This window comes from Pseudoruminococcus sp. (assembly GCF_047012705.1).
Lineage (GTDB): Bacteria > Bacillota > Clostridia > Oscillospirales > Acutalibacteraceae > Pseudoruminococcus.
Genome location: NZ_JBKXNW010000011.1, coordinates 36343 through 49091, shown reverse-complemented (window position 1 = coordinate 49091; position 12749 = coordinate 36343). Strand labels below are relative to the sequence as shown.

General features: G+C 38.4%; 12 protein-coding genes. 11 read left to right on the top strand and 1 reads right to left on the bottom strand.

What is annotated here, in order from left to right; genetic code table 11:
* The first annotated feature begins 86 nt into the window (after positions 1 to 86).
* Complete coding sequence (locus ACLU24_RS11195; protein ID WP_412612694.1) at positions 87 to 605, top strand: hypothetical protein; 519 nt, start codon at positions 87 to 89, stop codon at positions 603 to 605.
* A 104-nt stretch (positions 606 to 709) separates the two neighbouring features.
* On the opposite strand, the gene ACLU24_RS11190 is transcribed toward ACLU24_RS11195, so the two are convergent.
* A complete protein-coding gene (locus ACLU24_RS11190; protein ID WP_412612692.1) occupies positions 710 to 1042 on the bottom strand; it encodes a cupin domain-containing protein in 333 nt (110 codons plus the stop codon).
* A gap of 214 nt (positions 1043 to 1256) precedes the next feature.
* Here ACLU24_RS11190 and ACLU24_RS11185 point away from each other — a divergent pair, with 214 nt between their 5' ends.
* The 10 genes from ACLU24_RS11185 to ACLU24_RS11140 all read left to right on the top strand — a co-directional run bounded on the left by ACLU24_RS11185 (position 1257) and on the right by ACLU24_RS11140 (position 12714).
* Positions 1257 to 2540, top strand: a complete 1284-nt coding sequence (locus ACLU24_RS11185; protein WP_412612690.1) for an ammonium transporter — start codon at positions 1257 to 1259, stop codon at positions 2538 to 2540.
* A 21-nt stretch (positions 2541 to 2561) separates the two neighbouring features.
* Positions 2562 to 2903, top strand: a complete 342-nt coding sequence (locus ACLU24_RS11180) for a P-II family nitrogen regulator (protein WP_412612688.1) — start codon at positions 2562 to 2564, stop codon at positions 2901 to 2903.
* Positions 2904 to 3519: 616 nt separating this feature from the next.
* Positions 3520 to 4788, top strand: a complete 1269-nt coding sequence (gene yfmF, locus ACLU24_RS11175; RefSeq protein WP_412612686.1) for an EF-P 5-aminopentanol modification-associated protein YfmF — start codon at positions 3520 to 3522, stop codon at positions 4786 to 4788.
* A 33-nt stretch (positions 4789 to 4821) separates the two neighbouring features.
* A complete protein-coding gene (gene yfmH, locus ACLU24_RS11170; RefSeq protein ID WP_412612765.1) occupies positions 4822 to 6087 on the top strand; it encodes an EF-P 5-aminopentanol modification-associated protein YfmH in 1266 nt (421 codons plus the stop codon).
* Between the two features lie 423 nt (positions 6088 to 6510).
* A complete protein-coding gene (lgt, locus tag ACLU24_RS11165; RefSeq protein ID WP_412612685.1) occupies positions 6511 to 7347 on the top strand; it encodes a prolipoprotein diacylglyceryl transferase in 837 nt (278 codons plus the stop codon).
* Positions 7348 to 7371: 24 nt separating this feature from the next.
* Positions 7372 to 8226, top strand: a complete 855-nt coding sequence (gene folD, locus ACLU24_RS11160; protein ID WP_412612683.1) for a bifunctional methylenetetrahydrofolate dehydrogenase/methenyltetrahydrofolate cyclohydrolase FolD — start codon at positions 7372 to 7374, stop codon at positions 8224 to 8226.
* 63 nt (positions 8227 to 8289) lie between these two features.
* A complete protein-coding gene (locus ACLU24_RS11155) occupies positions 8290 to 9171 on the top strand; it encodes a LicD family protein (protein ID WP_412612681.1) in 882 nt (293 codons plus the stop codon).
* An 11-nt stretch (positions 9172 to 9182) separates the two neighbouring features.
* Positions 9183 to 9893, top strand: a complete 711-nt coding sequence (locus tag ACLU24_RS11150; protein WP_412612679.1) for an IspD/TarI family cytidylyltransferase — start codon at positions 9183 to 9185, stop codon at positions 9891 to 9893.
* Between the two features lie 13 nt (positions 9894 to 9906).
* Complete coding sequence (locus tag ACLU24_RS11145) at positions 9907 to 11103, top strand: DegT/DnrJ/EryC1/StrS family aminotransferase (protein ID WP_412612678.1); 1197 nt, start codon at positions 9907 to 9909, stop codon at positions 11101 to 11103.
* 45 nt (positions 11104 to 11148) lie between these two features.
* A complete protein-coding gene (locus ACLU24_RS11140) occupies positions 11149 to 12714 on the top strand; it encodes a peptide chain release factor 3 (RefSeq protein WP_412612763.1) in 1566 nt (521 codons plus the stop codon).
* The last annotated feature ends 35 nt before the right edge of the window (positions 12715 to 12749 follow it).

Below are 12749 nucleotides of genomic sequence, written 5' to 3'. Positions count from 1 at the left end.
CAATTATAATTGTGTAAAATTCAACACATTATGATATTTTATGTATTGTTGAGTTATAATTCAATCATAAAATTTAAGAAAGAAGGATGTTCTATGAAAAAACAATCAAGCAAACTTTAGCCATTGCGATGACAGCAGCAACGCTTCTTGCCGTTCCGGTAGCGTCTATGAGCGTTTCTGCGACAGAAAATTCAAGCAGCTTGCAAACAGCGGATTCAGAAAGCTATGATTATGTAGAAAATCATTCTATTATTGATTGCACAAACCGTTATAAGATGAATGATGGAAATTACAACTTTACAATTAAGCTTCCGGCCGGCACAGATTTGAATGATGTTACGCTTGAAATCACAAGAGATGATAAGGGTACTAACCTTTTCTCTGATAATCTTTTCTATTTCAGTGTTCCAGGAGTTTTTGGGACGAATGTAACATTTAAGGAATCTTATGATGGTTCAGATTATTATGAGTTCGTAACTCATAAGTTTGTAAATGCAGGTATAGGAATTAAGCTCTATATGAGATATAACGATGTAAACTATATGTCTACTGATAATGCTAATGGCTCTACAACACAGGGTAGGGGATACTGGCTTAGTGCATAATAAATTCTTTTGATTGGTGATGACTTTTGTTATCACCAATTTTTTATATAATAAAACAAGGCCCTTGTTTAAAGAACCTTGTTTTAGGTGTATATTTATTTCAATTATTTTACAACAGTGAGGAGCATTTTGAATTTTGTTACAGCTTTTACAGAATGTGGTGCACCACAAGGCATAACAACAGATTCATCGGCCTCGAGGATATATTCCTTATCGTTTATAGTAATACTTGCCTTGCCTTCAAGAATATAGACAAGAGCATCACCAGGGGCTGCGTGTGTACTTACACCCTCATTTTCGTCAAAAGCCATAACTGTCATTCCGACACCGGGTCTTTGTGCAAGAGTAAGACTTGCTACTCTGCCACTTTCGTATGCGACTTTGTCTGCAAGTCTGATAATTTCGGATTTTTCTACATTTTTAATAAGTTCTTCCATTGTTGTTCCTCCAATAATAAAAATTCTACTTTATATTATACCATAAAATTTCTTATAAAACACAATTTTCAAAAAACTATTATAACTTAAAAAAATTTTAAAAAAGTGTTGACAAAAAAATCCAGTAGTGCTATAATACAAATACAGACGAAGGCGTCGGATTTATTTCCGGCGCCTTTTTGTTTTTTAAATTTATTTTGAGGAGAGATGTTCTATGAACAGCGGAAGTATCAGCTTTATAATCATATGTTCCGCACTGGTTTTCCTGATGACCCCAGCACTCGCATTTTTTTATGGAGGTCTTGTAAGAAGAAAAAATGTCCTTAACACAATGTTCGCAACAATGTTTATTGCAGGTACTGCGATAGTTATGTGGATTTTGTTTGGCTATTCACTTTCTTTCGGAAGTGATGTTGGCGGAGTTATCGGAGGTTTCGATTTTCTCGGCTTTAATAATGTAAGTATTTCAGAAAGCACAAGAGGACTTGAAATTCCTGACGCACTTTTCGCAGGTTTCCAGATGATGTTTGCGGTAATCACACCTGCTCTTATAACTGGTGCTATTGCAGGTAGAATGAAATTTAAGGCACTTGTTCCTTTTATCTGCCTTTGGTCAATCGTTGTTTACTATCCGCTCGCACATATGGTATGGGGCGGCGGTTTCCTCGGAGCAGGAACTGACGGCGGACTTTTCGGCACAGGTCTTTACCTCAATTCCGTAGACTTTGCCGGTGGTAATGTCGTACATATTAGTTCAGGCATTACTGGTCTTGTTCTTGCAATTATTCTTGGCAAGAGAAGAGATTATGAGAGAAGTGCTTATAAGCCACACAATATTCCATTCGTACTTCTTGGTGCAGCATTGCTTTGGTTCGGTTGGTTTGGCTTTAATGCAGGTAGCGCACTTGCAGCAAATGGCACAGCGGTTCACGCATTTATGACATCGGCAGTTTCTTCAGCAGCAGCTTTGGTTTCTTGGATGTTTATTGATGTTGTTAAGACAGGCAAACCAACACTCGTTGGTTGCTCAACAGGTCTTGTTGTAGGTCTTGTCGCAATTACACCGGGCGCAGGATTTGTTCCGATGTGGTCAGCAATTCTTATCGGTTTGCTTGTAAGCCCTATTTGCTACTTCGGCGTACATCTCATAAAGAGAGTATTTAAGATTGATGATGCACTTGACGCATTCGGCTGCCACGGCATCGGCGGTATCTGGGGCGGTATAGCAACAGGGCTTTTCGGTGTTAAGGAGCTTGCTCCTGGCGTTGAATCCGGTGCAAAGTGGAATGGTCTTATCTATGGCGAAACAGGCTTATTCTTTGCACAGGTAGAAAGCATTTTAGTAACTGTTCTTGTAGCTGTTGTAGGTACACTTATTTGTGTAGGTATCGTAAGATTGTTCACAAAGCTCCGTGTTTCAGAGATGGACGAAAGAGTTGGTATGGATATTACACAACACGGCGAAAGTGCATATCCGTCATTTAACGGTCTTGATTGATATATGAAAGGGTGAGTTTTTGTGAAGAAGATAGAGGCTATCGTTCGTCCTGAAAAATATGAAGAAGTAAAGGACGCATTAGAGTCCATAGAAGTTCGAGGAATCACAGTATCTCAGGTTATGGGCTGCGGACATCAGAAAGGTTCAACTGAAAATATTCGTGGCGTTGATGTCAGTATAACGATGATACCGAAGATTAAATTTGAAATTGTAGTTTCTACAGAAGAATGGGCAGAAAAAACCATAGATGTTATCCAAAAGACAGCTTGTACAGGACATATCGGTGACGGTAAAATCTTTGTCTATGATTTAGATAATGTAGTAAGAATTCGTACTAATGAACGAGGAGTAAAAGCAATTTAATCTGATGTATAAAACATTGTAATTTACTGCAAAATAATGCAGTGGTTCAGAATTTTATATTTCTGACCACTGCATTTTTATTTTACCTTCTTTAAGACTATTAAAAGTTTCGCTCGAGCCTTTTCTACACCAGCTTTGCTGGTGAAAGCTGCTCGCAGTTTTCAAAGGCAGAGCCTTTGGTCGCTCTCCGCAGAGAGCGAAACACTTTATACTTCTCTCTGAGCGCAGGAGGGTAGAAAAACATTCCAGTGGAATGTTTTTCGTAGGGAACCCTCGCAGGGGGTTCCCTAATAGAGTGGCACTGCTTATAAGACTTAGAATTGGTTTTGCAAGCAAAATATTGAGCTTGTCAATCAATTTATATTGTTGAAGTTGAGGTGATTATCTATGCAATATTCTTATTATGGAGTAGGGCTGATTAAATATTTTTATATAGCTATTGGAAAGTAATGAAAAATGTGGTATAATACCTAAGGTATATCATAATTTAGAGCGCTTTATGTAAGGCTTTAATAGGGATTTACTTTTAAGTGTGAAACACAGTAGTATCTTTTGCTGTATAAATACACTTATTTTAATTCATATAAATATAAAAAGAAAGGGCGTAATGAAAATAATGTCTGAAATAATTAGAGAGAAAATCGCCGATGGCGTATATTTTAATTTCATTCCTGATAACCGTTTCAAAACAATACGTATAACCGCATCGCTGTTTTTGCCAATAACAAATGAAACAGCTTCCGCAAATGCTCTTGCAGCAAGCCTTATAACACGCTCATGCAAGGCTTATCCTGATTTTACATCACTTGCAAGAAAACTCGATGAGCTTTATGGTGCAGCGCTTTATTCAACAGTAAGAAAGCTTGGCGAAATTCAAGAGCTTAGATTTACTGTTTCAGGTATTGATGACAAATACGCACTCGATAGCGTTAAGATTTCTAAGGAGCTTACAGAACTCCTTTGCTCTGCATTGTTTGAGCCAAATATTCAGGAGGATGCTTTCCTTGATAGCGAATTTGCCGGTGAACGCCGTCAACTTATAGAGGAGCTTGATTCTGAATTTAATGAAAAGCGTCTTTATGCAGTAAAACGCTGCACAGAGATTATGTGCGAAAATGAGCCATTCTCTGTAAACAGAATCGGCACAAAAGAAAGTCTTATGGATACTACAAGTGAACAGGCTTACAAGGCTTGGACTAATGCGATAGAATCGGCTAAGATTGAGCTTTATATGCTTGGTAATACAGAACCTCAGAATGCACTCAGTGCCTTTAGAAAGGTATTCGAAGGAAAGAATCGTTCGATCGGACTTTCAACAACTCTTGTTACAAAAGCTGACAAGGTTAAGAGAGTTACAGAGCGTCAGGAGGTTACACAATCTAAGCTTGTAATGGGTTTGAGAACTCCATACGCAGAACCTTATACAGATATTGCAGCAGCAAAGCTTATGTGTGCTGTACTCGGTGGAACACCAAGCTCAAAGCTCTTTATGAATGTTCGTGAAAAGATGAGCCTTTGCTATTATTGTGCTGCAAGATATAATCCTAATAAGGGAATTATTATTATAGATAGTGGCGTTGAAAACGCTAATATCGAAAAGACAGAAGCTGCCATTCTCGACCAGCTTAAATCTATGCAGGCAGGAGATATTACAGATGAAGAAATTGATGCAGCAAAGCTTGCACTCAAAAATGCCTATATAACCTCTCTTGATAGCCTTGCATCAATCGAGAATTTTTATCTTTCACAAACCTTCAATCGTGAAACACTCACACCCGAAGAATCTGCCGAGAAAATTATGGCGGTGACTAAGGAACAAATTATAGAGGCTGCAAAGACTGTTTCACTTGATACAATTTACGTTCTTACAAGCAACGAGAAATAATTTTTATAAAAGGGGAGAAAGAATTTGAATAAAATGGAAATTTCAGAAGTAAAAAGCGAAAAGCTTAATGATAAATATTATAAAATAAAGCATACATCAGGACTTACTATATATGTCAGTCCAAAGGAGGGTTATAAGTCTGCTTATGCGATATTCGGAACACATTTTGGTTCGGTAAACTCTCATTTCATAGCAAATGGCAAAGAAGTTATTGTGCCGGACGGAATTGCACACTATCTTGAGCATAAACTTTTCGAAAGCGAGGACGGCGACGCTTTTACAAAGTATGCAAAGACAGGCGCTAATGCTAATGCTTATACCTCTTTTAATACGACTTGCTATCTGTTCTCTTGCACAGATAAGTTTGATGAAAGTCTTAGAATTTTGCTTAATTTCGTTCGCGACCCTTATTTCACTAAGGAAACTGTTGCTAAGGAACAAGGTATTATCGGTCAGGAAATCAAGATGTATGACGATAGTCCGGACTGGAGAGTTATGATGAATCTTATCTCTTCAATGTTCCAGAAGCACCCTGTTAGAAAGGATATTGCAGGAACAGTCGAAACTATTGCAGAGATTACCCCTGAATTGCTCTATACTTGCTACAACAGCTACTATAACCTTAATAATATGGTTCTTTCTGTTGCTGGTAATGTTACACCTGAACAAGTTATTGCTATTGCAGATGAAATCCTTACAAAGCAAGATGAGCCTTTGGATACAAAGTCGATTTTCCCTGATGAACCTTATGAGGTTGGTCAGGATTATGTTGAACAGAAATTATCTGTTGCTGTACCGCTTTTTCAGCTTGGTTTTAAGGAAGATGCAGGCGATAAACGCTTAACTTCTAAGGAAATTGCTGAAACAGATATTCTTCTGTCTGCTTTTGCAGGAGAGGCTTCACCACTCTATAAGCGACTTCTTGATGATGAGCTTATCAATCAAAGCTTTGGGTATGAGTATTTCGAGGAAATGGGTTATCGTGCAGTGATTTTTGCAGCTGAAACTCGTTTCCCTGAGAGAGTTGCTGAGATTATCAAGCAAGCTGCCGAGGAACTTCATAAAAATGGTGTTCCGAAAGAGGAATTTGAGAGAGCTAAGAGAGCTATTTATGGTAAAAATATTGCCGCTCTTAATAGTCCTGAAAATACTGCGACCATTATGGCATCATTCGATTTTGCGGGCAGAGAACTTTATGAATATATGGACGCTATTGCAAATGCAAATCTTGATGATATTAACGAAAGACTTAAATCACAGCTTGACTCAAATAATACAACACTTTCAGTAGTTAAATAATTATATAACGATTGCCTATTAGCGAATAGACTTCCCTAAGACAATTAAAAGTTTCGCTTGAGCCTTTTCAAAGGCTCACAGGGTCGAGGGACGGGGTCCCTCGTGGGTTTTAAGGGCAACGCCCTTAACATTTCTTGCCTCCTAAGGGGCGAACGAAGTTCGCCCCTTTTAACTAATGTTATCGACAGAGAAAATTAAGCGGTGGACGAGGTCCACCGCTTGAGAAGAAAGAGATGTTAAGGGCTTCGCCCTTAAAACCCACCAAAGGCTCTGCCGTAGGTGACTACCTTTGGAATCCGCAAGCCTTTAAAAAGGCTTGACCTAAACTTTGAGTGTCTTGGGCAAGTGCATATGCTAAGCGGTCAAAGTAATTACCAATGAACGCAGTTCACCCCTACATCTAACGATGAAAGGATAATTAAAATGTCAGATATGAATGTATCTTTTCCACATCTGGGCATAAGTTTGAATATAAATAATGTCGCCTTTTCAATAGGCGATTATCATATCTATTGGTATGGAATTATAATCGGAATTGGCTTTATTCTCGCATTTATTTATGCGATGATGAGTTTGAAGCGCTTTAAAATTCCGAGTGAGAAATTTCTTGATTGTGTTATTGTCGGCCTTATAACCGCAATAATTGGTGCAAGACTTTACTATGTATTTTTCTCGTGGGATTTTTACAGTAGTCACCCCGATAAAATCTTTGCGATACACGATGGCGGACTTGCGATTTATGGCGGTCTTATCGGAGCATTGCTTGGTGGCTGTATCGTTGCGAAAATTCTCAAGCTTAATATTCCTGCGATACTTGATGTTGCCTCACTTGGTTTTTTGATTGGACAAGGTATAGGCAGATGGGGCAATTTCATAAATCAAGAGGCTTTCGGTACAGAAACTAATCTTCCTTGGGGAATGATGAGCGAAAATACCGGCGGAGTAACAGTTCACCCTTGTTTTTTGTATGAATCATTGTGGTGTTTGCTTGGCTTTGTGCTTTTGCACTTCTTTAGCAAGAAATTTCAGAAGTATTATGGACAGATTTTCTTGCTTTACCTTGTATGGTATGGCTTTGAGCGAATGATAGTTGAAGGCTTGAGAACAGATAGCCTTTATACACCATTCTTAAATCTTCGTGTATCGCAGATTCTTTCAGCGGTGGTTATGATAGCAGGAATTGTGATGCTTATTGTATTCCGCAAGAAAAATAATTTCGTTCATACAACAAAAGCATTAAAGGATAAAGTTAAAGAGTAATTTAATATAAAAGGTGGAAATTTTATGGCTAAGATAATTAACGGTAAAGAGGTTTCTAAAAAGGTTCGTGAGAGCGTTAAGGCAGAAACAGAAAAACTAAAGGCACAGGGCATAGTTCCAGGACTTGCAGTTGTTATTGTTGGTGATGACCCTGCATCAAGAGTTTATGTCAATAACAAGAAAAAGGCTTGTGCAGAAGTTGGTTTTATGTCTGAAGAATACGCACTTCCAGCTGAAACAACTCAGGAAGAGCTTCTTGCCCTTGTTGATAAGCTTAATAAAAAGCCTGAAATCAATGGTATTCTTGTTCAGCTTCCATTGCCTAAGCATCTTGATGAAAAGGCTGTTATTGAGGCAATCAGCCCTGAAAAAGATGTTGACGCTTTCCACGCATCTAATGTTGGTAAGATTATGATAGGTGATTATAAGTTCTTGCCTTGCACACCTGCTGGCGTTATGGAGCTTATTCATTCTGAAAATATAGAAATTTCCGGCAAGAATTGTGTTGTAATCGGTAGAAGTAATATTGTTGGTAAGCCTATGGCTATGCTTTTACTTCACGAAAACGGCACAGTAACCATTACGCACAGCCGTACAAAGAATCTTGCTGAAATTACAAAAAATGCTGATATTCTTGTTGCGGCTGTCGGTAAGCCTAAGTTTGTTACAGGCGACATGGTCAAAGAAGGTGCAGTTGTAATTGATGTTGGTATGGACAGAGATGAAAACGGTAAGCTTTGCGGAGATGTAGATTTCGACAGCGTAGAGCCAAAGGCTTCTTATATAACACCTGTTCCTGGCGGAGTAGGTCCTATGACTATTGCTATGCTTATGAAAAATACTCTTATGGCTGCAAAAATTCATGCAGGTATTGAATAATAAAGGCGGACTATTTTTGTCTGTTTATTAGTTATTATATTTACATATTAAATGAGGTTTTATATGGAAAACCAAAAGTTATATGAATTTACCCCTGAAACATTGCGTAAGCTACAGCTTAAAGAACTTGATACGCTTGTGTATTTTAAGGAGTTTTGCGATAAAAATAATTTGCTTTTCTATCTTTGTGGAGGTTGCTGTATAGGGTCGCTCAGAACAGGTGGCTTTATCCCTTGGGACGACGATATAGACATACTTATGCCGAGAGATGACTATGAAAAGTTATATAAACTTTGGGATAACGGTAAGCAGGAACGCTTTAAACTACTGCGGACAGATGAGAAAATCTTTACAGGAAATATTTTTACAACGATAGTTGATACTGAAACTACTTGCGTTAAGGCAAATCAGGCTCATCTTGATATACCTTTCGGGATAATGATGGATATTTTCCCGATAGACGGCTGTCCGAAAGGAAAATTCAAACGCACTATGCAAAAACTGAACGCTATGATTTATTCGCTGTTTCTTGCACAAATCGTTCCGGAAAATCATGGTGGAATTATGGCTCTCGGAAGTAAATTTTTGCTTTCGATAGTCAGATCACCAAAAGCTCGTGAGAAAAAATGGCGTAATGCCGAAAGGCGTATGAGCAAATATAAAATTGCTGATTGCGAATATATCACAGAGCTTTGCGAGGGCGTACATTCTATGCAACCGGAATATCCTAAGGAATGGTTTGCAAGTGCGGTTTATCGTGAATTTGAAGGCTTGCAGATGCCTATTCCTGTCGGCTATGACCTATATCTTAAAAAAGCTTTTGGGGACTATATGACACTTCCGCCAAAAGATAAGCAAATACCTCATCACGATATGATTTTAGTTGATACAGAAAGAAGCTATAAAGAGGTTTTGAAGGGGAAGAAACCTTCGGAACTTTTATAGGAGTTGATAGAATGATTTTTGCCGCAATAGTTGCGGGCGGAGTCGGTTCAAGAATGAATATCTCGACTATGCCTAAGCAATTTCTGCCACTTGGCGACAAACCGATTATAATTTATACGCTCGAAAAATTCTTACTTTCTAAGAAGCTTGATTATATCTATATCGGCGTACATTCAAGCTGGATTTCTCATATGAAAGAGCTTTTAGATGAATTTAATATAGATAAATCAAGGATAAGAATTTCTAGAGGCGGTTCGGACAGAAATTCTACGATTTTCAATATTATTGCAGATATAGAAAAAGAATTCGGCGAAAGTGATGAACATATAATCGTAACGCACGATTCCGTTCGCCCGTTTGTCACTCTGAAAATGATTGATGAAAATATCAAGGCGGCTCTTAAATACGGTGCTTGTAATACGGTTATTCCTGAGGTGGATACTATAATTGTATCTGAAGACAGCAATATTATTTCAGATATGCCTGATAGAAGTAAAATCTATCATAGTCAGACACCGCAAAGCTTTAACATAAATCTATTGAAAAGACTTTATAATGCTCTTTCTGCCGAGGAAAAGCTTACTCTTACAGATGCCTGTAAAATATGCTTTATGGGTGGAGCAGAAGTAAAGCTACTCAAGGGTGACGCTTCAAATATGAAGATAACGACTGTCGGTGACTATAATATAGCCAAGGCGATAGCTGAAAATATGGATAATTAAATGGGGGACAGCAATGAAAATACCATTTTCACCTCCTGATATTGGCGAGGAGGAAATCAGCGAGGTTGCAGATACACTTCGCAGTGGTTGGATAACAACAGGTCCTAAAACAAAAAAATTTGAAAAAGAAATAGCTGAATTCTGCGGTACAACAAAGGCGGTTTGTCTTAATTCTGCGACAGCCTCTCTTGAAATGACTCTTCGTATTCTCGGAATAGGTGAGGGCGATGAGGTTATCGTTCCTGCATATACTTATACAGCGTCTGCAAGCGTTATATGCCATGTAGGTGCAAAGCCTGTTATAGTTGATTGTGCAAAAGGAAAGCTACATCTTGATTCTGAAGTTTTGGCAAATGCTATTACCGAGAAAACAAAGGTAGTTATACCTGTTGATATCGGTGGAGTTATGTGCGATTATGATAGTATTTTTAAGGTACTTGAGGCTAAGAAATCGCTGTTTAAACCTAAAAATAAAATCCAAGAGGGTTTTGGCAGAATTATAGTTCTTGCAGATGGCGCTCATTCTTTTGGCGCAGAATATAAAGCTCAAAAAAGTGGAAGTGTAGCGGATTTTACTGCTTTTTCTTTCCACGCTGTAAAAAATCTTACTACCGCAGAGGGTGGTGCTGTTACATGGTGTGACAGAGATTTTATTGATAATGACGAGCTTTATAAGCAATATATGCTTTTATCCCTGCACGGTCAAAATAAAGACGCCCTTGCAAAAACAAGAGCCGGTGCTTGGGAATATGACATAGTTGCACCATATTTTAAGTGCAATATGACAGATATTATGGCGTCAATCGGACTTGTACAACTTAAACGCTATCCCTCAATGTTGAAAAGACGAAGAGAGATAATCGAATATTACAATTTACAGCTTGATAAGCTTGATATGGACTATATGAAGCACTATACCGAAAACGGTAATTCAAGCGGACATCTTTATATTTCGTGGCTTACAGGACACGATTCAGAATTCAGAAATAATGTTATTTCAAAAATGGCGGAAATGGGAGTGGCCACTAATGTTCATTATAAGCCATTGCCTATGTTGACAGCTTATAAAAATCTTGGTTTTGATATAAAAAACTATCCGAATGCTTTTGAACTATATCAGAATGAAGTGACTTTGCCACTGTATTCCATTCTGACAGATGAACAGATGGAATATGTAATTTCAACACTAAGTGAGTGTATTAAGGCTTAATAAAATTTATCCTATGGAGGAATCAGTTTGCCAAGTAATAGAGAAATGATAGAAAAGAGAAGAACATTTGCGATAATCTCGCACCCTGATGCGGGTAAAACAACGCTTACCGAAAAACTTTTGCTTTATAGCGGAGCGATTCAGCTTGCCGGCTCGGTTAAGGGAAAGAAAACCGATAAACACGCTGTTTCTGACTGGATGGAAATTGAAAAGCAGAGAGGTATTTCTGTTACTTCCTCCGTTATGCAGTTTGAATATAATGGCTGTTGTATCAATATTATAGACACTCCTGGACACCAAGACTTCTCGGAGGATACTTACAGAACCCTTATGGCTGCAGACTCCGCAGTTATGGTTATTGACGCTTCAAAGGGTGTTGAGAATCAAACTAAAAAGCTCTTTAAGGTTTGTTTGCTTCGTGATATTCCGATTTTTACATTCATAAATAAAATGGATAGAGAAGCAAAAAGCCCATATGATTTGCTTGAGGATATTGAAGATGTTCTTGGCATTAAAACTTGTCCGATTAACTGGCCTATTGGCTGTGGTAAGGAATTCAAGGGTGTTTATGACCGCAAAAAGAATGAAATCCTTGCTTTCACCGCAAATAACGGTCAGCGTGAAGTAGATACGGACGAACTTAAAATTGATGACCCAGACTTGGATAAGAAGATAGGTGATGACCTCGCTCAGACTCTCAGAGATGATATTGAGCTTCTTGACGGAGCGGGCGATGAACTTAATCTTGACGATGTTCGACATGGCAGACTTACACCTGTATTTTTTGGTTCTGCGTTGACGAATTTCGGTGTTGAGCCATTCCTTAACGAGTTTATCAATATGACAACTCCACCGCTCCCAAGAAAAACCGTTGACGGTGAGGTTGACCCGTTTGATGACCGTTTTTCCGCTTTTGTTTTCAAGATTCAGGCAAATATGAATAAGGCTCATCGTGACAGAATTGCGTTTATGCGTATCTGTTCGGGAAAATATGAGAAAGCTATGGAAGTTTATCATGTTCAGGGCAACAAGAAAATGCGTCTTTCACAGCCTCAACAGCTTATGGCTCAGGATAGGGAAGTTATTGACGAGGCTTATGCAGGAGATATTATCGGCGTATTCGACCCAGGTATTTTCTCAATAGGCGATACAGTATGTTCACCGAATGCTAAATTTAAGTTTGAGGGTATACCTACCTTTGCACCGGAGCATTTCAACAAGGTTCGTCTGAAAGATACTATGAAGCGTAAACAGTTTGTTAAGGGTATTACGCAGATTGCACAAGAGGGTGCTATTCAGATTTTCAGAGAACTTGACAGCGGTATGGAAGAAGTTATAGTCGGAGTTGTCGGCGTACTTCAATTTGATGTTCTTGAATATAGACTTAAAAACGAGTATGGTGTTGATATTATTATGGAGGGACTTCCATATGACCGTATTCGTTGGATAGAAAATGAAGACTTAGACCCGAAAACTCTCGACCTTGCGTCTGATACAAAGCGTATTGAAGACTTAAAGGGCAATCACCTCTTGCTTTTTACAAGTGATTGGAGTATAAGCTGGGCAACTGAGCATAACAAAGAATTGATTCTTGCAGAGTTTGGAAAATAATTTTATATATTGATTTTTATTTAAAACTGACAGAA